Below are 20,807 nucleotides of genomic sequence, written 5' to 3' on the forward strand. Positions count from 1 at the left end.
CCACAAACGGGAAAATCCGGGGCACGACAAAAACAACAAACAAAAACCACCAAACACACTATTGAGTTCTCAAACAACAGAGCCCTTTTTCGGGCAACCCTGCCAGCTTACATCGTATTGGCAAGGCGGTCAAGCCTGGTTCTTCGGTCCGATCGTTGTCCGATCGGACCGGCCTTCCGGCTTCTGTCGGAAATACTACGCGCTGTCGGCCAATGGCCCAAATGCCCAGTACAGAGGCCTTCTAGCCTTCCGACGCTACTGGACGCGCTCGATCTCTGCGCCCAATGCGACAAGATTTTCCACGAACTTCGGATACCCGCGGTCGATGTGAAAGACGTCGTGCACCTCGGTGTCACCATCGGCGACGAGACCGGCGAGCACCAGCCCGGCACCTGCGCGGATGTCAGAGGACCACACCGGCGCGCTCGACAGCTGCGGAATACCCCGCACCACGGCGTGATGACCGTCGGTTCGGGCGTCGGCGCCGAGCCTGATCATCTCCTCGACGAATCTGAAGCGCGCTTCGAACACGTTCTCGGTGATCATCGACGTCCCGTCTGCGATCGCCGCGAGGCCGATGGCCATCGGCTGTAGATCTGTCGGAAATCCGGGGAACGGCAGCGTCGCCACGTTCACGGCCTTGGGTCGGTCGTACTGAACGACGCGGAACCCGTCATCGCTCTGGGTGACGGTCGCGCCCGCATCGTGCAGCTTGTGCAATACCAACTGCAGATGCGCCGGATCCACGCCGGTGACCGAGATATCGCCGCGTGTCATCGCAGCAGCTATTCCCCACGTGGCCGCGACGATTCTGTCCCCGATCACCCGATGCTCCGTCGGATACAGACGCTCGACACCGGTGATCGTCATCGTCGAGGAGCCTGCGCCGGTGATTTCCGCGCCCATCTGGTTGAGCATCGTGCAGAGGTCGACCACGTCGGGCTCCCTGGCCGCGTTGTGGATCGTGGTGACCCCGTCGGCAAGCACCGCGGCCATCAGGATGTTCTCCGTGGCTCCCACGGAAGGGAACTCAAGCTGAATTTCCGCGCCGTGCAGGTGATCCGCCTCGGCCACCACGCATCCGTGCTCGATGTTGCACCGGGCACCAAGCTGCCGGAGACCGGCCTGGTGCATGTCGAGCGGCCGCGAACCGATGGCGTCCCCGCCGGGTAGAGCCACCTTCGCTTTCTTGCAGCGGCCCACCAGCGGACCCAGGACACAGACAGACGCCCGGAACTGCCGCACCGCCGCAAAATCGGCGTCGTACTTAGGTTCATCCGGCGAGGTGATGCGCACAGTGTCGCCGTCGAGTTCGACCGTCGCGCCCAAGCCGCGCAGGACCTCGGCCATCAGCGGCACGTCCAGAATGTCCGGGCAATTGGTGATCGTGCTGGTGCCTTCGGCGAGCAGCGCAGCGGCCATCAGCTTCAGCACGCTGTTCTTGGCGCCCCCAACAGCAACTTCACCCGACAACCGACCGCCGCCGGTCACCACGAATCGGTCGCTCACGCCGGTTAGTGTAAACAGGCCGCAGGACCGTGTCAGGCTGCCGAGCCGCGGGCCGCACGCACAGCCCGGTACCGTTTCGACCATGGCAGTCCACCTGACGCGGATCTATACGCGGACCGGCGACGATGGCAGCACAGGCCTGAGTGATTTCAGCCGGGTGTCTAAGAACGATGCACGCCTGGCGGCGTATGCGGACTGTGACGAAGTCAACGCCGCGATCGGCGTCGCGGTGGCGTTGGGAAACCCTGACGAGCGAATCCTGCCGGTCTTGCGACAGATCCAGAATGACCTGTTCGATGCTGGCGCCGACCTGTCGACACCCGTGGTCGAGAATCCCGAGTATCCGCCGCTGCGGATTCAGCAGAGCTACATCGACAGGCTTGAGCAGTGGTGCGACGAGTTCAACGAGCCGCTGCCGGCGCTGAATTCGTTCATCCTGCCCGGCGGCACATCACTGTCAGCGCTGCTGCACGTGGCGAGAACCGTGGCGCGCCGGGCGGAACGTTCCGCCTGGCACGCGATCGACACCTACGGTGATTCGGTCGGCGTGCTCCCCGCGAAATATCTCAACAGGCTGTCTGACCTGCTGTTCATCTTGTCACGAGTCGCCAATCCAGACGGAGACGTTCTGTGGCAGCCGGGCGGAAAACGCCAGTAGCTGTACGAGGCAGCAGGCCTCACATCGAGCGGCGCCGCGTCCGGGGAGACGGACGCGATTCGAGCCAGGACGTGAAAGCCGTCAACGCGCCCCGGTCCAGCGCGATCTCGTAGCCTCGCCCGCGTTCCGGCCCGGTGTCCCGCAGTTCGAGCACGACGATCTCCTCGGTCATGATGTCGAATTCATCGCCACGCGGGGACCGTCTCGACACCACTTCGAGCCCTCGCCGGGTCAGGGTCCGGTCGGGCCACCAGCGCAGGCTCGAGAGCCGGTAGAAGCCGGCTTCACCGCCGCGATAGCGCATCACACCGTGCCGCCATCCATGACCTCCGACAGCAGGCACATCACGCAGAATCGCCGCCGTCCCACCCACCTGACGCAGCTTCCAGAGCCGGTAGGTCAGTGCGACGACGGCGAGCAGGAGCACACCGACGAGCGCGACCATGAACAGCATGGACGCGCTCATCGGCGGTCAGTCCAGTTGGCCGAGGGCGCGCAGGCGCGCCCGACCCCATGCCGCGGTCCGCTCGTCGTCGGACTCGGAGTCCTGCTTGGCGCTGTCGGCGTTGATCTCCGACTCGAACTCGGCGTTCTCGACGAGGATCCGGACGGCTTCCTCGGTCACTGACAGGAATCCGCCGTCGACCGCGATACGGAGGTCGTCCTCGCCCTCACGCTCGACGCGCACCATGGCGTCGTCGACGAGCTGCGCGACGAGCGGGATGTGTCGCGGCAAGATTCCGATCTCGCCCGCAGTGGTCCGGGTGAACACGAACGTCGCGTCACCCGACCACAGCTCGCGCTCCACGGCGACGATCTCGACATGCAAATCCGCCATGTCACACCACCTTTCGCGCAGTCGTCAATCGGTCGATCACAGCTTGGCGCCGAGGCTCTCGGCCTTCTTCGCCAGGTCGTCGAGACCGCCGATAAGGAAGAACGCCTGCTCGGGAAGGTGATCGAAGTCGCCTTTGGTGAGCTTGTCGAAGGCCTCGATGGTCTCCTTCAGCGGCACCGTCGAACCCGGCTGGCCGGTGAACTGCTCGGCTGCCATCATGTTCTGGCTCAGGAAGCGCTCGATGCGGCGGGCACGGTTGACCAGCTGCTTGTCCTCTTCGGCGAGCTCGTCGATACCGAGAATCGCGATGATGTCCTGAAGATCCTTGTAGCGCTGCAGGATTCGGATGACTTCCTGGGCGACGCGGTAGTGCTCGTCGCCGACCACGGCCGGGTCCAGGATCGTCGAGGACGACGCCAGCGGATCCACCGCGGGGAAGATGCCCTTCGAGAACACGGTACGAGAAAGCTCGGTCGTGGCGTCGAGGTGCGCGAACGTCGTCGCCGGAGCCGGGTCGGTGTAGTCGTCGGCGGGCACGTACACGGCCTGCATCGAGGTGATCGACTTGCCGCGGGTTGAGGTGATGCGTTCCTGCAGCTCGCCCATCTCGTCGGCCAGGGTGGGCTGGTAACCCACCGCGGACGGCATACGACCGAGAAGCGTCGAGACCTCGGAACCGGCCTGGGTGAACCGGAAGATGTTGTCGATGAACAGCAGCACGTCCTGGCCCTGCTCGTCGCGGAAGAACTCCGCCATCGTCAGCGCCGACAGGGCGACGCGCATACGCGTGCCCGGCGGCTCGTCCATCTGACCGAACACCAGCGCGGTGTCCTTGAGCACGTTGGCGTCTTCGAGCTCGACCCAGAGGTCGTTGCCCTCACGGGTGCGCTCACCGACGCCGGCGAACACCGAGGTACCACCGAAGTTCCGGGCGATACGGTTGATCATCTCCTGGATGAGCACCGTCTTGCCCACGCCGGCGCCGCCGAACAGGGCGATCTTTCCGCCGCGCACGTACGGGGTGAGCAGGTCGACCACCTTGAGGCCGGTCTCCAGCATCTCGGTGCGAGGCTCGAGCTCGGCGAAGGCCGGCGGCTTGCGGTGGATCGACCAGTGCTCGAAGTCCTTGCCGTAGCCCGGCTCGTCGAGGCAGTCGCCGAGGGCGTTGAACACGTGGCCCTTGACGCCGTCACCGACGGGAACCGAGATCGAGGTGCCGGTGTCGGTCACCTCGACACCGCGGACGAGACCATCGGTGGGCTGCATGGAGATGGTGCGCACCAGGTTGTCCCCGAGGTGCTGCGCGACCTCCAGCGTCAGCGTCTTCGACAGCTCCTTATAGGAGATGTCGGCATGCAATGCGTTGAACAGTTCAGGCACGGAGCCTCGCGGGAACTCCACGTCGACCACGGGGCCCGTGATGCGGACGACCCGGCCTGCGGTCTTCTCTGCGGTAGCAGTCATTTCCTCTTCGCTTCTCTCAGCTTCCGACGGGGCTTCTATTTGCTCGAGTCGGCGAGCGCGTTGGCGCCACCGACGATCTCGCTGATTTCTTGGGTAATCTGCGCCTGACGTTCCCGGTTTGCCGCCAGGGTCAGCGCCTTGATCAGGTCGTCTGCGTTGTCGGTCGCCGACTTCATCGCGCGACGACGAGAAGCCGACTCCGACGCCGCGGCCTCGAGCAGCGCGGCGTACACGCGGGTTGCGACGTAGCGGGGAAGCAATGCGTCGAACAGCGTCTCAGGATCGGGCTCGAACGAGAACAGCGTCTGCGGGCCGTCCTCGGGCTCGTCTTCTCCGACGTACTCCACCACCATCGGGGCGATTCGTCGTGCCACCGACGACTGCGACAGCATCGACCGAAACTCGGTGAAGACGATGTGCAGTTCGTCGACGCCGAGAATGCCGTCGGCTCCGGCGTCGTCGCCTTCGTCGTCGGCACCGGACATGAACGCCGCCACCAGGGTGTCGGCGATCTCCCGCGCGTTCTCGTAGGTGGGACGCTCCGAGAAGCCGGCCCACGACTCGACGACCTCGCGCTGCCGGAAGCTGAAGTACCCCAGCGCTTTTCGGCCGACGGTGTAGAGAACCGGCTCTTTGCCCTCCTCACGCAGCAGCGAGAACAGTTCCTCGGACTGACGGAGCACGTTGGCGTTGTACGCACCGCACAGCCCGCGATCGGACGAGACCACCAGAACCGCGGCTCGCTTCGGGTTCTCCCGCGGCACGAGCAGCGGATGATCCAGCGCGCTAGCACTGGCGAGCTCGGTGAGCATGTTGGTGATCTCGGTGCTGAAGGGCCGAGCCGCCTCGACTCGGGCCTGCGCCTTGGCGATTCGCGACGTGGCGATCAGTTCCTGGGCCTTGGTGATCTTCTTGATCGACCCGGCGGAACGGATGCGCCCACGTAGCTCGCGCAGTGTTGCAGCCATCTAGCTCTCCTGGACCTTTGACGCCCTGTCGGGCATCACTTCTTGGGCGCCGGCTTGCGGACCTTGACGGATTCCTTTTCGACATCCGCTTCGTCCATAGCCTCGGCTTCGGCCTCGTTCACGACGACCGAGCTGCCGTCAGACGCCGAAAAGCCCTTCTTGAAGTCGTTGATGACGTTCGTGAGCTTCTCTTCGGTGCCTTCCGAGAGCTTCTTGGTCTCGCGGATCTCCTTGAGGATGTCGTCGTGCGACCCCTTGACGTGCTCGAGCACTTCCTGCTCGAAACGGGCGACGTCTTCGACGGGAACCGAGTCCAGGTGGCCCTTGGTACCGAGGAAGATCGCGACGACCTGGTCCTCGACCGCGTACGGGGTGTACTGCGGCTGCTTGAGCAGCTCCACCAGGCGGGCACCGCGATCCAGCTGCGCCTTCGACGCGGCGTCCAGATCCGAGGCGAAGGCCGCGAAGGACTCCAGCTCGCGGTACTGCGACAGCTCGAGGCGCAGCGAGCCCGCGACCTCTTTCATGGCCTTGATCTGGGCGGCGCCACCCACGCGGGACACCGACACGCCGACGTTGATGGCCGGACGAACACCCTGGTTGAACAGATCGGACTCCAGGAAGCACTGGCCGTCGGTGATCGAGATGACGTTGGTCGGGATGAAGGCCGAGATGTCGTTGGCCTTGGTCTCGATGATCGGCAGACCGGTCATCGAACCGCCGCCGAGCTCGTCGGAAAGCTTCGCGCAACGCTCCAGGAGCCGCGAATGCAGATAGAAGACGTCACCGGGGAATGCCTCGCGGCCCGGCGGGCGACGCAGCAGCAGCGAGATGGCGCGGTAGGCGTCGGCCTGCTTGGTCAGATCGTCGAAGACGATGAGCACGTGCTTGCCGTCGTACATCCAGTGCTGACCGATGGCCGAACCGGTGTAGGGCGCGAGCCACTTGAACCCCGCGGCGTCGGAGGCGGGGGCCGCGACGATGGTGGTGTACTCCATCGCGCCACCCTCTTCGAGAGCCCGCTTCACCGAGGCGATCGTGGTGCCCTTCTGGCCGATCGCGACGTACACACAGCGCACCTGCTGTTTGGGGTCACCGGTCTCCCACGCCTCACGCTGGTTGAGGATCGTGTCCACGGCGACGGCGGTCTTGCCGGTCTTGCGGTCGCCGATGATCAGCTGGCGCTGGCCGCGACCGATCGGGGTCTGGCTGTCGATGGCCTTGATGCCGGTCTGCAGCGGCTCGGAAACGCCCTGGCGCTGGACGACGGACGGCGCCTGGAGCTCGAGGGCGCGGCGGGTGTCGGACTCGATGTCGCCCTGCCCGTCGATCGGCTGGCCGAGCGGGTTGATGACGCGGCCGAGGAACGCGTCGCCGACGGGCACCGAGAGGACCTCACCGGTCCGCTTGACCTGCTGGCCTTCTTCGATCTTCTCGAATTCACCCAGGATGACCGCGCCGACGCTGTGCTCGTCGAGGTTCAGCGCTACACCCAGGACGCCGCCGGGGAACTCGAGCAGTTCCTGCGTCATGACGGAGGGTAGGCCCTCCACGTGGGCGATGCCGTCACCGGCATCGATCACGGTGCCGATCTCTTCGCGGTCGGAGTCAGCGGTGAAGGAGGAGACGTAGTCCTCGATCGCCCCTTCGATGTCGGAAGCGGAGATTGTCAACTCTGCCATGGCTTTTCGTCTTCCTGCCTTCGTGTTTGTTTCTGCGCGAGTTCTGGGGGTCAGTCCGGCAGCCCGGCCCGGGCCGCGGCCAACCGCGATGAGATGGATCCGTCGATGACCTCGTCGCCGACGGTGATCAGGAGACCGCCGAGCACGTCGGGGTCGACGTCGAGCTGGATCGACACCGGGGTGCCATAGATCCGGCTGAGCACCTCGGTGAGCCGGGTGCGCTGCTCGTCGGTCAGCTCTGCGGCTGCGGTGACCTGCGCAACCGCCTCGCCGCGGCGAGACACCGCCAGCTCGGCCAGGTCATTGACCGCGTTGTCGGCGGTCTCACCGCGAAGCAGTTCGATCGTCTGCGTCAGCAGGGCGGCCGCAGAGGCGTTCACGCCGCCGGCGCCGTCGAGCACCTTCTTGAGTAGTTCGACCCGCTTTTCGGTGGGCACGGTGGTGTCGCCGAGCAGACGGCTCAACTCCGATTCGGAGTCGAGTACGCGGCCGAAGCGGAACAGCTGATCCTCGACCTCTTCGCTCTGTCCGTCACGCTCTGCGCGCTCCAGCAGTGCCAGTCGCGACACGTGTTCGATCGCGTCCACGAGGTTCGCCTCCACCGACCAGCGCTGTTGCGCTGCGGTCTTGAGGATCTCCAGCGTGCTGCCGTCGACCTTGCCGTCGAAGAGCCGTTCGACGACGCGCACCTTGGGTGCGGCGTCCTCGGTCGGCTCGGCGAGGTGCTTGTTGAGCGTCGGTTCCTGGAGCAGAAGCTTTGCCACAGAAGCGAGTTCGTCGGCCACCGTGGTCAACGCCGCGCTGTCGGCGCCCTCGGCACCCGACTCGAATTTCTTGACCACCTCGGCGAGCGCCTCGCGGCTGGCGGCCCGCAAATTCAGCGACGCGCCGGCTTCTAGCACCACCGGCGAGGGCGCCATGGCGTCGAGCTCCTCGAGGAAGCGATCGACGGTAGAGGCCTGCGCGGCCGGATCGGCCACGTAGTTTCGCACGATCTCTTCGGCCTTCTGCACGGACTCGCTGCCGAGACCCGAGCGGAGCTGGCGGATCAGCTGCTGGCGCATCAGCTGAACCTGTTGGGCGCCCTGCGCCTTGATGCGTTCGGCTTCAGCGTCGGCCTGCTCGGCGAGCTGAGCCGCGATGCGCTCGGAGTCCTGCCGCGCCTCGTCGGTGACCTTCTGCCCTTCGGACTTCGCATCCTCGACGGCCTTGGCGTGCATCGCGTCCGCGTCGGCCAACTTCTTGCTGGCTTCGGCACTTTCGGCCAGTGCGGCCCGGACTGCCTCCTGCTGCTTGCGCATCAGGTTGCGTACGGGGGGCACCACCCACTTCACGATGATGAAGACGATGACGGCGAAGCCGATCAGCTGCCCGATGAAAGTCGACATCTACTGGCTCCCACCTGATTTGACGTCGATACCAAGGATGCGGCTCGCCAGCGTCTCCGACAGCCCGTCCACCGACGACTGCAGTTCCGACTGAGCGGCCGAACCCTGTTGCGACAGTTGCTCGTCGGCTGTCTTCACAGTTTCCGCAACCTCACCACTGGCCGTCGCGCGCTTCTCGTCGACGACCTGACGGCCGGCCACGCGCGCCTCGTCGCGAATCGACGAGGCCTCGCCACGCGCCTCGGCCAACTTCTTGTCGTAGTCTTCCCGGGCCGCGGCCACCTGTTCTGCCGACTTGCGGTTGTCAGCGGCGGTCTTGGCCAGCATCGCCTCACGCTCGGCCAGCACCTTGCTGATCGGTGGCACAACCCATTTCGCGATCACGCCGAGCACGATCAAGAAGATGAGCAGCACGGCGAAAAAGGTGCCGTTGGGGAGCAGGAAGTTGCTTGTCCCGCCCCCCTCCTCCGCCGCGAGTGTGGCGGAGGCGAGGATCGTCGATGTCACTTCACCCATGTCGCTGAATTAGCCGACCGGGGTGGCGAAGACGAACAGTGCCATGAAGGCCAGGTTGATGAAGTAGGCGGCCTCGACCAGACCCACCGTGATGAAGAACGGTGTGAAGAGACGGCCCTGGGCCTCCGGCTGCCGGGCGATGCCCGCGATCAGCGCGTTACCGGCGATACCGTCACCGATACCGGCGCCGATAGCACCGCCGGCCATGATCAGACCACCGCCGATGAGTGCGCCGGCAGCGATTGTGGGATCCATTTCCTATCCTCCTTGATATCTGGCAGAGCGTCTCTGCCAGGGGTTTCTGTGGTCCTAACGGCAAACGGTCATACGTATGTCAGTGCGCTCAGTGCTCGTCGTGGTCCAACTCCATCGACTGGCTGAAGTACAGGATCGTCAACAGCGAGAAGATGAATGCCTGGATGAGGCCGACGAACAGGTCGAAGGTCTTCCAGACGGCATTCGGCAGCCACTGGATGTACCAGGGGAACATCGCGATCAGCGCGACCAGGATGCCACCGGCGAAGATATTGCCGAAAAGTCGGAGTGCCAGCGAGATCGGCTTGGCGAGTTCCTCGACGATGTTGATCGGCGCGAGGAAGGCGACGTGGCCCTTGACGACCTTGATGGGGTGGCCGACGATGCCCCGGCGCCAGATGCCCGCCGCGTGGTAGGCGAGGAAGACGAACAGCGCCAGCGCCAGTACGAAGTTGATGTCCGAGGCGGGGGGCTTGTAAAGCTCACCGGCGGCGCCGTCGGATCCCCCGTACTGCAGGGGCAGCACGGCCAGCCAGTTCGAGACCAGGATGAAGACGAAGATCGCGACCGCCAGCGGCAGCACAAACGGCGCGACCCTCATTCCGATGGCCTGCTCGATCTGTCCGCGCATCTGGATGGTCAGCGCTTCCCAGAACAGCTGCACGCCGCCGGGCACGCCGGTCGCGGTCACCTTCGACTTGAGGTAGAAGGCCAGGGCGATGACGATCACCGCGGTGATGGAGGTGGCGAGGATGGTGTCGCCGTTGAAGGTCATGCCGAAAAGTTCGAACACCAGCGTGTGGTGCCCGACGTGGATGGGCGCTCCACCTTCCTCAGCGGCGAGGACAGTCATCTGCGTCATTGGGGTTAGCTCAATCCTTCGCTTCCGTGTCTGCCACGTCGAGCCCCTCGCTACGAATCTTGCGCAGCACCGGGATGCTGGTGCTCATGACCAGCAATGCCTGGAATATCGCGAGCCCGAACAACACCGCGATACCACCGTTGGTCCTGAAGATGAAGGCGACCGTCAGCGCGATCACCGTGATGACGAGCAGTCGCGTCGCCGAGTTCAGTGCCATCTTCTTCTTGAGCGGATGGTCCTCGGCGGTGATGCTTTCGACCGCCCGGCGCACCAGCAGCGCGTTGATCAGGCCGAGGCCGAGACCGACGCCGAAGAACACGCCGTAGAGGATGTTGCCGCCGAACCCGGCGGCAACCAGTGCCAGCGCGGTCAGCGCGGCGCAGATGATGGCCAGGCGCACTGGCCTGAAAGCAACGGACGGAAACACCAACGGCGCGTCCTGCGCTGGCGTCGTCACTGCTTCACCTCAATCCCGCGGTCGTCAACGGAGCGTGTCCCGATGATCCTGTGCGTGGCGCCCGTAGCGTAACGGAGGGCGGCAAGCGCGCTGGAATCACCCAAGGGGCAGCTCCCTGTTTCGGTCAAAATGTCGGTCGTTGTTCCGTTCCGGCCGGCGCATGAATTTCTCGCTCCGAACGGCCCGGGGGCCGGCAACCCGCGAGGTCTTTTCGGGTTCTGCCTGAACCTTAACACATGGTGAGAGCCACAAAAGAGGGCCTACTACTTTTCGTCGTATAACCCTTCGACGGGGTCGTTTCTGCGTCTCAGCAGCGGTATCAGCGTCACGACGATCGCCACGACGATGGCACCCGCCATGACGATCGCGGTGTGCCGAGGATCAACGAAGATGGTGCTCGCCGCACCGAGCGCGACGATGCCAACCCAGAGATAGATCAACAGCACCACCCGCCGATGTGAATGCCCTATCTCCAGCAGACGGTGATGCAGGTGCATCTTGTCGGGGCTGAACGGGCTGAGACCTTTGCGGGTGCGTCTGATGATGGCGAGAAGCATGTCCAGTGCCGGCACGAAGACCACGGCGATGACGAGCAGGAACGGCGACAGCAGCGCGAACACGTCGCGCGCCCCGTATGCGGTCTGCGAGATCGGGCCTGCTGCGGTGGTCGCCGCGGCGGCCAGCATCAGGCCGATCAGCATCGAGCCGGAGTCGCCCATGAAGATCCGGGCTCTGTGGAAGTTGTGCGGGAGGAAGCCGAGGCACGCGCCCGCCAGGACGACCGAGATGACCGCAGGCGGATAGAACAGCACGTCCCCGCCGTGGTCGCGCAACAACCCGACCGAGAAGATGCAGATGGCGGATGCGGTGATGAGGCCGAGCCCGGCGGCGAGGCCATCCAGGCCGTCGACGAAGTTCATCGCGTTCACGAGGGCGACGGTGAAAGCCAGGGTCAGCAGGATCGACGCGACCTGGTCGAGGACGATCGTGCCGACCCCGCCGATCGGGATGTAGAGGACGCTCCAGGCGACACCCATCGTGACGAGGACGCTTGCGGCGGTGATCTGGCCCGCGAATTTGGTCAGCGCATCAAGGCCCCACCGGTCGTCGATGAGCCCGACGACCATGATCAGCCCGCCGGCGACCACGACCGCGGGCAGGCCCGATGAGTAGACGAACCCGCGGGTCAGCGCCGGAAGTTGAGACGCCAGGAGCACCGCCGCCGCGACTCCGACGTACATCGCGAGGCCGCCCATCCGCGGGATCGGCTGCAGGTGCACATCGCGCGCGCGTGGATTGGCCACCGCTCCCCAGCGGGTCGCCACCACGCGGACCCACCCTGTCGCGAGATAGGTGATGATCGCCGCGGTCAGTCCGACGAGGGCGAGCTCGCGCAGCGGCACACCGGCACCGCGGTCGGAGAGCGCCATGAAGCTCTCCCCCGCCTGCGTGGCGGTGATCGTCGCAGAACCCAGGTGCACGGAACTCCAGGTCACTCGGTGCGGTCGGTGAGTGTCCCCGCGTCGACGCCCAGCACTTCCGCGATGGCGTCGAGCGTCACCGGCCCCTGCCGCAACACCCGCGGGTGCGCGCCGGTCAGATCGACGATGGTCGATGCGGCCTGCTGTTGGGCCGGGCCGCCGTCGAGGTAGACCTCGACGAGATCACCGAGCTGATCGCGGGCCTGCCCAGCGGTGACCGCGGCCGGCCTGCCGGAGATGTTGGCGCTGGACACGGCCATCGGACCGACCTCGCGCAGCAGTTCGATGGCGACGGGGTGCAGCGGCATCCGGAGCATGACGGTGCCGTTCGCATCGCCGAGATCCCACTGCAGGGATGGAGCCTGGCGCACGACCAGGCTGAGCGCACCCGGCCAGAAGGCCCGGATCAGTTCCTTGGCACTGTTGGGCACCGAATAGACGAGTCCCTGGATGGTGTGCCAGGAGCCGACCAGCACGGGTACGGGCATGTCACGTCCGCGGCCTTTGGCCGCCAGCAGCGACGCCACCGCTTCACTGTCGAACGCGTCGGCGCCGATGCCGTAGACGGTGTCGGTCGGCATCACGACGAGACGGCCGCCTTTGAGGGCGCTGATCGCCGACGCGATCCCCGTCTCACGCTGCGCCGGATCGGTGCAGTCGAACAACGCTGCGCTCATGCCAGCCAGCCTCTCACCCGACCCGCACCGCGGTCACGAAACGCGGCCTGCCGGTGAAGTCGTGTCGTGCAGTGATGTCGACGAAGCCGCCGGTGCGCGCGAAGGCGTCGACCGTGCGCTGCGACGTCGTGTCGTCGTGCTCCACGGCGCAGATGCCGCCGGGCCTCAACAGACGGGCAGCCACATCGACCAGGCCGTCGATCACAGCCATCCCGTCGTGCCCACCGAACAGCGCATGCGCCGGATCATGTTGCGCTACTTCAGGTTCCAGCTGAGCATCGTCCGGAATGTAGGGCGGATTGGAGACCAGCAGATCCACGGCGGCATCGAGGTCGTCGAGCACGTCAGGGCTCGTGACGTCGGCCCGGCGCACCTCGACGCCGGTGCCGGCCGCGTTGCGCCGGGCATAGGCGAGCGCGTCGTCGGAGTCGTCGACGGCGACGACGCGCGCGTCCGAAAAATGGTGTGCGAGTGCGAGCGCGAGCGCCCCGGACCCGGTGCACAGGTCGACGATCACCGGAGTGTCGGAAAGCGGTTGCGCGAGAGCCCATTCCACCAGGGCTTCGGTTTCGGGCCTCGGCACGAACACGCCGGGGCCCACGTGCAGGGTGACCGGCCCGAAGGCCGCGGTGCCCGTCAGGTGCTGCAACGGCACCCGGTGCGCACGCTGCGCAACGAGGGCCCGGTAGCGAGCTGCGAACTCGGCGTCGGGTTCGAGGAAGGCGACGCGCCAGCGATCAACGCCCGCGACGTGAGCCGCCAGGAGTTCGGCGTCGACCCGTGGCGACCCGACGCCCGCGGCGGCCAACGCGTCTGCGGCATCGTCGATCACCTGACGCATCGTCACCGGCCGGTCGGCTACGTTCACGTGTTCTGCAGCCTGGCTTGCTTGTCGGCTTCGGCCAAGGCATCGAACAACGGGTCCAGGTCACCGTCGAGCACCTGGTCGAGGTTGTGCGACTTGTAGTTGATGCGGTGGTCGGCGATGCGGTTCTCGGGGAAGTTGTAGGTGCGGATCCGCTCGCTGCGGTCCACGGTCCGGATCTGACTGGCGCGGTCCGCCGAGGCGTCGGCCTGCGCCTGCTCCTCGGCGAGCAGCTGCAGCCGCGCAGCGAGAACCTGCATCGCGCGCGCCTTGTTCTGCAGCTGCGATCGCTCGTTCTGACAGGTGACCACGATGCCCGTCGGCAGGTGGGTGATCCGTACGGCGGAGTCGGTGGTGTTGACACCCTGGCCGCCCTTGCCCGACGAACGGTAGACGTCGATGCGCAGATCGGACTCGTCGATCTGCACCTGCTCGACTTCTTCCGGCTCGGGATAGACGAGCACGCCTGCTGCCGACGTGTGCACGCGACCCTGGGATTCGGTGACAGGCACGCGCTGCACGCGGTGCACGCCGCCTTCGAACTTCAGTCGCGCCCAGACCCCGTCCGCCGAATCGCCCTTGCTGCGGATCGACAGCGTCGCATCCTTGTATCCGCCGAGGTCCGAACCGGTTTCGCCGAGCATCGTGACCGTCCAGCCGTGCCTCTCGGCGTAGCGGATGTACATGCGGGCCAGGTCTGCCGCGAACAGAGCCGATTCCTCGCCACCTTCGCCCGACTTGACCTCCAAGACGATGTCGTCGGCGTCATGCGGATCGCGGGGCGCCAACAGGTCGGTGAGGTGCCTGTCGAGCTCGGTGACCCTGGCGGAGAGTTCGTCGACCTCTTCGGCGAAAGACGAGTCGTCTGCGGCCAGTTCGCGGGCGGCTTCCAGATCGCCGCGCGCGGCCTCGAGCTTGCGGTAGGTGGCCACGATCGGCGACACCTGGGCGAATCGACGGCCGACCTTGCGGGCCGCACCCGCATCCGCGTGCAGTTCGGGCTCGGCGAGGCGCTGCTCCAGCTCGGCGTACTCAGCGAGAAGCGCCTCGATCGCCGGTGCGGTGTCGGACATCTCGCCTCCTCCTACGTTGCTGCGGCAGATAGCACGAAACAGCGCCCGGCCTGCGCGCACAGCGCAGAGCGGACGCCGATCGGTGAGCTACTTGGCGCGCTTGCCGTAGCGCTTCTCGAAGCGGGCCACACGGCCGCCGCTGTCGAGGATCTTCTGCTTGCCGGTGTAGAACGGGTGGCACTGCGAGCAGACCTCGACGGTGATGTTGCCGCTCTTCTTGGTGCTACGGGTGGTGAAGCTGGCACCACAACCACACAGCACGTTGGTCTCGACATAGTCAGGGTGAATGCCTGATTTCATGGTTTCCTCTTCCATCGTGGGACCCGGGTCGCCCTGCCCGATCTGTCGGGAGGCTGCGGCGTGAACCGGAACCGAGGGTGGCGGCACCCGGTCGGAGACCGGAAGACCGGCACCTATTATGCCAAATCAACCGCCAGCAGCCTAAACGTGCATTCGGTGGGCTCTATTCCTGTCCTGCGACCGCTCTGTAGTCCCGGCCGTCGCGCGTCCACAGCATCCGGCCGGTGGGGTCGGTGCCCATCGCGACGAGCTCGCGTTTGAGCACCTTGTTGGTCGCGGTGCTGGGCAGATCCGCGGCAACCCAGACGTGGCGCGGCCATGCTTTCGGCGACAGGTCCGGCTGGTCGGCGAGGAACGCGCCGAACTCCTCCGGTGTCAGCGTGGCCTCGTCCTGCAGCACGATCGCGGCCATCACCTGGTCCCCGACGTGTTGGTCGGGAACCGGATACACGGCCACCCTGCTGATCGCCGGAAGCCGGATCAAGATGCGTTCGATCGGTGCCGACGTCATGTTCTCGCCGTCCACCCGCATCCAGTCGGCGGTGCGGCCTGCGAGGTAGATCCAGCCGTCCGCGTCGCGGTACGCGAGGTCACCGGACCAGAACATGCCGTGCCGCATCCGCTCGTCGGTGGCGCCTTCGTCGTTGTAGTAACCGGCGAACATGCCTGCGCCCTGCGTGTTGACGAGTTCACCGATCGCGGCATCGGCGTTGGTCAGCGCACCGTGTCGATCGAACGCCGCGACGTCGCATTCGGTGAGCGTCTCGGCGTTGTAGATGGCCACGCCGGGAAAGCCCTTCCCGATCGAGCCGGGCGGGCAGCCGTCCTCCCGGGTCACCGTCACCGCGTTCTCGGTCGACCCGAACCCGTCCCACACCTCGCAGCCGAACCGTCGGGCGAACTCGACGATGTCCCTGTCGCTGGCTTCGTTCCCGAACGCGACGCGCAACGGGTTGTCGATGTCGTCGGGTTTCTCGGGGCTGGCCAGGATGTAAGCCAGCGGCTTGCCCACGTAGTTCATGTAGGTGGCGCCGTACCGGCGGATGTCGTCGATGAACCCGGACGCGGTGAACTGCGCGGGCGCCATGGCAGCGCCCGAGTTCAGGGCGACGGACCACCCGGCGAGCACGGCATTGCTGTGGAACAGCGGCATCGAGAGATAGCAGACGTCTTCGGGGGTCAGCTCGTAGCGGCCTGCCAGCGCTGCGCCGGCGAGCAGCACCATCGCGTGCATCATTTTGACGGCCTTGGGGTCACCGCTGGTCCCCGACGTGAAGATCAGCATGTAGGTGTCGGTTGCGGCCACCTCGCGGTGCGGCGTGAGTTCGGGCGCCCGTCCGGTGAGCTCCGCCCACTCGGAACTGCCGACGTCGAGCACGCGGACGCCGCTCAGGTCCAACCCGTCGAGAAGGTCGCGATGGGCCTCGTCGGTGACGAGGATCTGGCAGTCGGCCCTGCGGATATCGCGGGCCAGCGCCTCTCCGCGGCGGGTGTTGTTGATGCCGCAGATCACGTAGCCGCCGAGCCCGGCCGCCGCCATCGCCGTCAGCATGTCCGGGGTGTTGCCCAGCAGCACGCCGACGTGGAGCGGGCGCTCGGGATCGGCAAGGCAGATCAACGCAGCCGCCTGTGCCGCGGCCTCACCGAGATGCTCGCGCCACGTCCAGGTCCGGCCGTCGTACTTCATCGCGACACCGTCGTCGGCCGCACGTTCGCGCAGCAGTTGCTGAACTGTCTCGGCCAACACGCCCTCCACCTGGTGAACAGTTTCAAATATCTGTCTACATCCCGACCGCGCGCAGCCTACCTCAGCCACAACAGGCCGTTCATTTGCGAAGATATGTCGATGAGCGTGGGCGCCGTAGCCAATCCAGTGCCGAGTCATGAAACCGACCCGGCCGCCAAGACCGAGACGCGGCCTGTCCGCGATCGGCTGATCGACGCCGCCGAACAGTGCTTGATGGCCAAGGGGATTCGCGCCACGACGGTGTCCGAGGTGGCGGAGGTGGCGGGCGTCAGCCGCGGCTGGCTCTACCGTCACTTCCCCGACAAGGCCGAACTGCTCGGCGCCGCGATCGTGCGACTCAATGATGCGTTCTGGACCGAGTCGCGCACTCGCCTCGACGCGGTCACCGGCCTCGACGAGCAGATCGCCGTCGGTGTCGTCCTGGCCCGCAAGGAGTCCGAGACGCCCGGCGCCCTCGTGCTGAAGCTGCGCCAGGAGGAACCCGAGGCGTTCACCGCCTGCGTCGGCCTCGGCGTACGCGGCCTCATCCCGGAGATCGCCGCGTTCTGGGAGTCCTATGTCCAGGCCGCCATCGACCGCGCCGAGATCCACCCCGACACCGACCGGGCCGAAGCGGCGGAGTGGATCGCGCGCATCACGATGAGCCTCGCGACAGTGCCCGGCGAGCAGTGCGACGTCGACGACCACGACTCGGTGCTGCGGCACGCGCGCCGCTACATCGTCGCGGCGCTACGAAGCGATCCCGCGGGAACCTGACGCCTCGCCCTCTTCGCCGAACTGAGATTCCCGGTTGCGGTTTCGGCCTAGATCGCGACCGGGAATCTCAGTTCGGCGGAGCGCCGCCGGCCACGGCGACCTGTCGTCCGGTCAGCAGCATGAGCAGATCGCCGATGGGCGCGGAGACGGTGTGGCCGTCGCCGACGGCGAAATCAGCGTCGGTGGCGACGAGCCTGGTGCCCGCCAGCCGCTTCTGCGCCCGGAACGGGAACCCCATGGCCCAGACGCGCTGCGCGGCCGCGGCCGCGGCGTCGGTCGGCATCGGCCGGTCGATTCCGAGCGGCACGCAGATGTCCTGGCCGTGCACCAGCACATCGATGAGCGGCTCCATTTCGGTCGTGCCCGGCGGATGCCGGCGTGATCCCGCCGATTCGCGCAGCCCGGCCGCAAGCTCTGCGGGTGATCGGGGATCGGTCGTCGCCAACCGATTCACGAGCGCATTGAAACGAAATCCGCTGCGCGCAGCTTCGAGCGTCATGCGCGGCATGCTCAAGCTGGAGTGGGTGAGGTGCGCGGCGACGTTCCGGACGGTCCACCCGGCACACAGCGAGGGCGTCTCCCACACCGCGGCACCGCGGTCGTCGATCGCGTCGATGAGGTCGGCGACCTCAAGGCGCTGCTGCTGGATGTGATGCCACACGGTGTCGCGGTCCATGGCGCCCCCCGGGTCGGATTTAGTCAGGATACCTGACGAATATAGTCAGGACTTCGTACTAAAGTCAACGCATGGTCGAAAAGCCCGGAACCGCGGTGTTGATGTTCATGGCCCATCGCGACGTGGAAAGCCGTGTGATGGCCACGATTGCCCGAGAAGGGTTTGACGACATCACGATTGCGCAGTCACGGCTGATGCAGCGACTCGATCCAGCGGGCATGCGCCTGACCGAGCTCGCAGAACAGGCCCGGGTGACCAAACAGACCGCCGGCGCCCTCATCGATCAGCTGGAACGAGCCGGATACGTGACGCGCCTGCCCGACCCGACCGATGCACGCGCACGGCTGGTCACGCTGAGCGACAAGGGCGCCGAGGTGTGCCGCCGCGCGAACGCCGAGGTTCTCCGCGTCGAAACCGAATGGCGAAAACAGCTCGGCGACAGGGCATTCGATGCGATGCGCGCCGCGCTGTTGAAGGTGAATTCGGTGTAGTAGGTCAACGCCAGGTTGACCTACTGCACCCGAATCACCGACTAGTCGTGGTCGTTGCCGCCGGGGGTGTTCTTGGAGACCTGGACCAGGAATTCGTAGTTGTTCTTGGTCTTGCGCAGCTGGCTCATCAGCAGGTCGATGGCCTGGTGCGGGTCGAGCCCGGACAGCACACGGCGCAGCTTGTGGACGACGGCGAACTCGTCGGTGGACAGCAGCAGCTCGTCCTTGCGGGTGCCCGACGGATTGACGTCGACGGCCGGGAAGACGCGACGCTCGGCGATCTTGCGGTCGAGCTTGAGCTCCGCGTTACCGGTGCCCTTGAACTCCTCGAAGATGACCGTGTCGCCGGTCGAACCGGTCTCGACCATGGCCGTGGCAATGATCGTCAGCGAGCCGCCTTCTTCGATGTTGCGCGCCGCGCCGAGGAATCGTTTCGGCGGATACAGCGCGGTCGAGTCCACACCACCGGAGAGGATGCGCCCCGACGCCGGGGAGGCGTTGTTGTAGGCGCGGCCGAGGCGGGTGATCGAGTCGAGCAATACGACGACGTCCTTGCCCTGCTCGACGAGCCGCTTGGCGCGCTCGATCGCGAGCTCGGCGGCCTGGGTGTGGTCTGACGGCGGGCGGTCGAAAGTGGAGGCGATGACCTCACCCTTGACCGAGCGCTGCATGTCGGTGACCTCTTCAGGACGCTCGTCGACGAGCACGACCATCAGATGGCATTCGGGGTTGTTGCGGGTGATCGCGTTCGCGATGTCCTGCATGATCGTCGTCTTGCCGGCCTTCGGCGGGGACACGATCAGGGCACGCTGACCCTTGCCGATCGGCATGATCAGGTCGATCACACGCGTGGTCAGCTTGTCGCCGCTGGTCTCCAGACGCAGCCGCTGGTTCGGGTAGAGCGGGGTGAGCTTCGTGAACTCGGGCCGCTTCTTGGCGTCCTCGACCGGGCCGCCGTTGACGGTGTCGAGACGCACCAGCGGGTTGAACTTCTGGCGCTGGTTGCCCTGCTCACCCTCCTTGGCGACGCGGACGGCCCCGGTCACGGCGTCGCCGCGGCGCAGGCCGTTCTTGCGCACCATGTTCATGGAGACGTAGACGTCGTTGGGGCCCGCCAGGTAACCCGACGTGCGGACGAACGCGTAGTTGTCGAGCACGTCGAGGATGCCGGCGACGGGCTGGACGACGTCGTCCTCGCGCAGCTCGGTGTCGCGCTCGCCGCCGCCACCGCCGCTGCCGTCGCCGCCGCGCTCGCGGCGCCTGCGGTCGCGGAATCGGCGGCCGCGCCTCCCCTGCCGGCCGTCGCCGTCGTCGTCGTTGTCGCCGCCGCGGTTGTTGTCGCCACCGCGGTTGTCGCCGCCACGGTTGTTGTCGCCGCCACGGTTGCGGTTCTGGCCGCCCTGCTGGTCGTTGTCGCCGCGGTTGTCCGAATCGGAGTCGGCCTTGGCGTCCCGGTTGCCCTGGTTGTTCTTGGTGTCACGATTGTCGTCGCGGCCGCGATCGTCCTGTTCGGACTTCGTGTCCCGGCCGGCCTGTTCGCCCGCGTCGGACTGCTGGCTCTCGGTTTTCGCGGCGCTCTTCTCGGGGCTCTGGTCCTTCGCGGCCTGTTCGCCGCCGCCGGGGCCGCCCTGTTCACGGGACGCCCCGCGGCGTTCGCGGCGTCGCTGCTGTGGCTGCGCTTCGCCGGGCTGGTCGCTCTGGGCCTGCGGCTCGGCGGGTGCACTCGGCGCCTCGGCCGTGCCGCTCTTGGCCACGGATGTGCCGTTGGATTCGCTGCGGCGTTCCTTGATGGCGGCGATCAGTTCGCCCTTGCGCATACCCGAGGCGCCCTCGATGCCGATCTCTTTGGCAAGAGCGCGCAGTTCGGGCAGAACGAGGCTGCTCAGAGCTCCACGGCGGGCGGGGGCTGCCGCAGCCGGGGCGTCGTCCGCAGCGGGCGCCGCGGCGGGCGCCCCAGATTCTGCGGAAGTCGAAGTGTCGGTAGGCACGGTATTCGGCAGCACGCCGTTCTCGGTGCTGTCACCAGCCGTGATGAGGTCCGTATCAGTCACGGATTTCCTTTCTTCCCTCGCGCTGATGAGTGACGCGGGGGTTCAATGCGCTCAGCCAATCCGCTGAACGCCTAGGTCACACCATTGCCACTG

Annotated in this window: 22 protein-coding genes; 3 read left to right on the plus strand and 19 right to left on the minus strand. The window is 66.2% G+C overall.

Translation table 11 applies throughout. The annotated features are described in order from the left end of the window. Positions 1-255 precede the first annotated feature (255 nt). A complete protein-coding gene (murA, locus tag ACAG24_RS18730; protein WP_370474792.1) occupies positions 256-1,509 on the minus strand; it encodes a UDP-N-acetylglucosamine 1-carboxyvinyltransferase in 1,254 nt (417 codons plus the stop codon). A gap of 82 nt (positions 1,510-1,591) precedes the next feature. Here murA and ACAG24_RS18735 point away from each other — a divergent pair, with 82 nt between their 5' ends. After that, positions 1,592-2,167 carry a cob(I)yrinic acid a,c-diamide adenosyltransferase gene (locus tag ACAG24_RS18735; protein ID WP_370474793.1) on the plus strand — a complete coding sequence of 192 codons (576 nt, stop codon included), beginning with the start codon at positions 1,592-1,594 and terminating at the stop codon, positions 2,165-2,167. A 19-nt stretch (positions 2,168-2,186) separates the two neighbouring features. Here the strand turns inward: ACAG24_RS18735 and ACAG24_RS18740 are convergent, their stop codons facing one another. The 16 genes from ACAG24_RS18740 to fadD1 form a co-directional block, all read right to left on the minus strand. After that, on the minus strand, positions 2,187-2,633 hold the full coding sequence (locus ACAG24_RS18740) for a DUF2550 domain-containing protein (protein ID WP_370474794.1): 447 nt from the start codon (positions 2,631-2,633) through the stop codon (positions 2,187-2,189). A gap of 6 nt (positions 2,634-2,639) precedes the next feature. Continuing rightward, a complete protein-coding gene (locus tag ACAG24_RS18745; RefSeq protein WP_370474795.1) occupies positions 2,640-3,005 on the minus strand; it encodes a F0F1 ATP synthase subunit epsilon in 366 nt (121 codons plus the stop codon). Positions 3,006-3,041: 36 nt separating this feature from the next. Beyond that, a complete protein-coding gene (gene atpD, locus ACAG24_RS18750; protein WP_370474796.1) occupies positions 3,042-4,469 on the minus strand; it encodes a F0F1 ATP synthase subunit beta in 1,428 nt (475 codons plus the stop codon). A 35-nt stretch (positions 4,470-4,504) separates the two neighbouring features. Further along, positions 4,505-5,437 (minus strand): F0F1 ATP synthase subunit gamma, encoded by a 933-nt coding sequence (locus tag ACAG24_RS18755; RefSeq protein WP_370474797.1) that lies wholly within the window; start codon positions 5,435-5,437, stop codon positions 4,505-4,507. Positions 5,438-5,472: 35 nt separating this feature from the next. Next, complete coding sequence (gene atpA, locus ACAG24_RS18760) at positions 5,473-7,119, minus strand: F0F1 ATP synthase subunit alpha (RefSeq protein WP_370474798.1); 1,647 nt, start codon at positions 7,117-7,119, stop codon at positions 5,473-5,475. A 50-nt stretch (positions 7,120-7,169) separates the two neighbouring features. After that, positions 7,170-8,507, minus strand: a complete 1,338-nt coding sequence (locus tag ACAG24_RS18765) for a F0F1 ATP synthase subunit B/delta (RefSeq protein ID WP_370474799.1) — start codon at positions 8,505-8,507, stop codon at positions 7,170-7,172. Continuing rightward, the gene (locus ACAG24_RS18770) at positions 8,508-9,023 is read right to left on the minus strand and encodes a F0F1 ATP synthase subunit B (RefSeq protein WP_370474800.1); all 516 of its coding nucleotides are present in this window, start codon (positions 9,021-9,023) and stop codon (positions 8,508-8,510) included. Between the two features lie 9 nt (positions 9,024-9,032). Beyond that, entirely contained in the window at positions 9,033-9,278 is a 246-nt protein-coding gene (locus tag ACAG24_RS18775; RefSeq protein ID WP_024449289.1) for a F0F1 ATP synthase subunit C, read from the minus strand. An 88-nt stretch (positions 9,279-9,366) separates the two neighbouring features. Continuing rightward, positions 9,367-10,140, minus strand: coding sequence for a F0F1 ATP synthase subunit A (gene atpB, locus ACAG24_RS18780; protein WP_370474801.1), 774 nt, complete (start codon positions 10,138-10,140; stop codon positions 9,367-9,369). A gap of 10 nt (positions 10,141-10,150) precedes the next feature. Beyond that, positions 10,151-10,597, minus strand: coding sequence for an ATP synthase subunit I (locus tag ACAG24_RS18785; protein WP_370474802.1), 447 nt, complete (start codon positions 10,595-10,597; stop codon positions 10,151-10,153). Between the two features lie 263 nt (positions 10,598-10,860). Further along, positions 10,861-12,027, minus strand: a complete 1,167-nt coding sequence (locus tag ACAG24_RS18790) for a glycosyltransferase family 4 protein (RefSeq protein ID WP_370474978.1) — start codon at positions 12,025-12,027, stop codon at positions 10,861-10,863. 62 nt (positions 12,028-12,089) lie between these two features. Next, positions 12,090-12,755: an L-threonylcarbamoyladenylate synthase gene (locus ACAG24_RS18795; protein WP_370474803.1), complete on the minus strand. Its 666-nt coding sequence runs from the start codon at positions 12,753-12,755 to the stop codon at positions 12,090-12,092. 13 nt (positions 12,756-12,768) lie between these two features. Next, positions 12,769-13,596, minus strand: a complete 828-nt coding sequence (prmC, locus tag ACAG24_RS18800; RefSeq protein WP_370474979.1) for a peptide chain release factor N(5)-glutamine methyltransferase — start codon at positions 13,594-13,596, stop codon at positions 12,769-12,771. Positions 13,597-13,619: 23 nt separating this feature from the next. After that, positions 13,620-14,693: a peptide chain release factor 1 gene (prfA, locus tag ACAG24_RS18805; RefSeq protein WP_370474804.1), complete on the minus strand. Its 1,074-nt coding sequence runs from the start codon at positions 14,691-14,693 to the stop codon at positions 13,620-13,622. Positions 14,694-14,780: 87 nt separating this feature from the next. After that, the gene (gene rpmE / locus ACAG24_RS18810; protein WP_370474805.1) at positions 14,781-14,993 is read right to left on the minus strand and encodes a 50S ribosomal protein L31; all 213 of its coding nucleotides are present in this window, start codon (positions 14,991-14,993) and stop codon (positions 14,781-14,783) included. A 163-nt stretch (positions 14,994-15,156) separates the two neighbouring features. Then, the gene (gene fadD1 / locus ACAG24_RS18815) at positions 15,157-16,737 is read right to left on the minus strand and encodes a fatty-acid--CoA ligase FadD1 (protein ID WP_370474980.1); all 1,581 of its coding nucleotides are present in this window, start codon (positions 16,735-16,737) and stop codon (positions 15,157-15,159) included. Positions 16,738-16,833: 96 nt separating this feature from the next. On the opposite strand from fadD1, the gene ACAG24_RS18820 reads away from it, so the two are divergent. Next, positions 16,834-17,496 carry a TetR/AcrR family transcriptional regulator gene (locus ACAG24_RS18820; RefSeq protein WP_370474806.1) on the plus strand — a complete coding sequence of 221 codons (663 nt, stop codon included), beginning with the start codon at positions 16,834-16,836 and terminating at the stop codon, positions 17,494-17,496. 67 nt (positions 17,497-17,563) lie between these two features. Here the strand turns inward: ACAG24_RS18820 and ACAG24_RS18825 are convergent, their stop codons facing one another. Then, positions 17,564-18,172: a maleylpyruvate isomerase family mycothiol-dependent enzyme gene (locus tag ACAG24_RS18825; RefSeq protein WP_370474807.1), complete on the minus strand. Its 609-nt coding sequence runs from the start codon at positions 18,170-18,172 to the stop codon at positions 17,564-17,566. A 71-nt stretch (positions 18,173-18,243) separates the two neighbouring features. Between ACAG24_RS18825 and ACAG24_RS18830 the strand changes: the two genes are divergently transcribed. Next, a complete protein-coding gene (locus ACAG24_RS18830; protein WP_370474808.1) occupies positions 18,244-18,663 on the plus strand; it encodes a MarR family winged helix-turn-helix transcriptional regulator in 420 nt (139 codons plus the stop codon). A 41-nt stretch (positions 18,664-18,704) separates the two neighbouring features. On the opposite strand, the gene rho is transcribed toward ACAG24_RS18830, so the two are convergent. Beyond that, a complete protein-coding gene (gene rho / locus ACAG24_RS18835) occupies positions 18,705-20,714 on the minus strand; it encodes a transcription termination factor Rho (RefSeq protein ID WP_445206219.1) in 2,010 nt (669 codons plus the stop codon). Positions 20,715-20,807: the final 93 nt, after the last annotated feature.

Source organism: Mycobacterium bulgaricum, assembly GCF_041287165.2.
GTDB classification, from domain to species: domain Bacteria; phylum Actinomycetota; class Actinomycetes; order Mycobacteriales; family Mycobacteriaceae; genus Mycobacterium; species Mycobacterium bulgaricum.

Coding starts and splice junctions, on each gene's coding strand:
- ACAG24_RS18735 (WP_370474793.1), top strand. CDS start 1,592: ATGGCAGTCCACCTGACGCGGATCTATACGCGGACCGGCGACGATGGC.
- ACAG24_RS18740 (WP_370474794.1), bottom strand. CDS start 2,633: ATGAGCGCGTCCATGCTGTTCATGGTCGCGCTCGTCGGTGTGCTCCTG.
- ACAG24_RS18745 (WP_370474795.1), bottom strand. CDS start 3,005: ATGGCGGATTTGCATGTCGAGATCGTCGCCGTGGAGCGCGAGCTGTGG.
- atpD (WP_370474796.1), bottom strand. CDS start 4,469: ATGACTGCTACCGCAGAGAAGACCGCAGGCCGGGTCGTCCGCATCACG.
- ACAG24_RS18755 (WP_370474797.1), bottom strand. CDS start 5,437: ATGGCTGCAACACTGCGCGAGCTACGTGGGCGCATCCGTTCCGCCGGG.
- atpA (WP_370474798.1), bottom strand. CDS start 7,119: ATGGCAGAGTTGACAATCTCCGCTTCCGACATCGAAGGGGCGATCGAG.
- ACAG24_RS18765 (WP_370474799.1), bottom strand. CDS start 8,507: ATGTCGACTTTCATCGGGCAGCTGATCGGCTTCGCCGTCATCGTCTTC.
- ACAG24_RS18770 (WP_370474800.1), bottom strand. CDS start 9,023: ATGGGTGAAGTGACATCGACGATCCTCGCCTCCGCCACACTCGCGGCG.
- ACAG24_RS18775 (WP_024449289.1), bottom strand. CDS start 9,278: ATGGATCCCACAATCGCTGCCGGCGCACTCATCGGCGGTGGTCTGATC.
- atpB (WP_370474801.1), bottom strand. CDS start 10,140: ATGACGCAGATGACTGTCCTCGCCGCTGAGGAAGGTGGAGCGCCCATC.
- ACAG24_RS18790 (WP_370474978.1), bottom strand. CDS start 12,027: ATGGCGCTCTCCGACCGCGGTGCCGGTGTGCCGCTGCGCGAGCTCGCC.
- ACAG24_RS18795 (WP_370474803.1), bottom strand. CDS start 12,755: ATGAGCGCAGCGTTGTTCGACTGCACCGATCCGGCGCAGCGTGAGACG.
- prmC (WP_370474979.1), bottom strand. CDS start 13,596: ATGCGTCAGGTGATCGACGATGCCGCAGACGCGTTGGCCGCCGCGGGC.
- prfA (WP_370474804.1), bottom strand. CDS start 14,693: ATGTCCGACACCGCACCGGCGATCGAGGCGCTTCTCGCTGAGTACGCC.
- rpmE (WP_370474805.1), bottom strand. CDS start 14,993: ATGAAATCAGGCATTCACCCTGACTATGTCGAGACCAACGTGCTGTGT.
- ACAG24_RS18820 (WP_370474806.1), top strand. CDS start 16,834: ATGTCGATGAGCGTGGGCGCCGTAGCCAATCCAGTGCCGAGTCATGAA.
- ACAG24_RS18825 (WP_370474807.1), bottom strand. CDS start 18,172: ATGGACCGCGACACCGTGTGGCATCACATCCAGCAGCAGCGCCTTGAG.
- ACAG24_RS18830 (WP_370474808.1), top strand. CDS start 18,244: ATGGTCGAAAAGCCCGGAACCGCGGTGTTGATGTTCATGGCCCATCGC.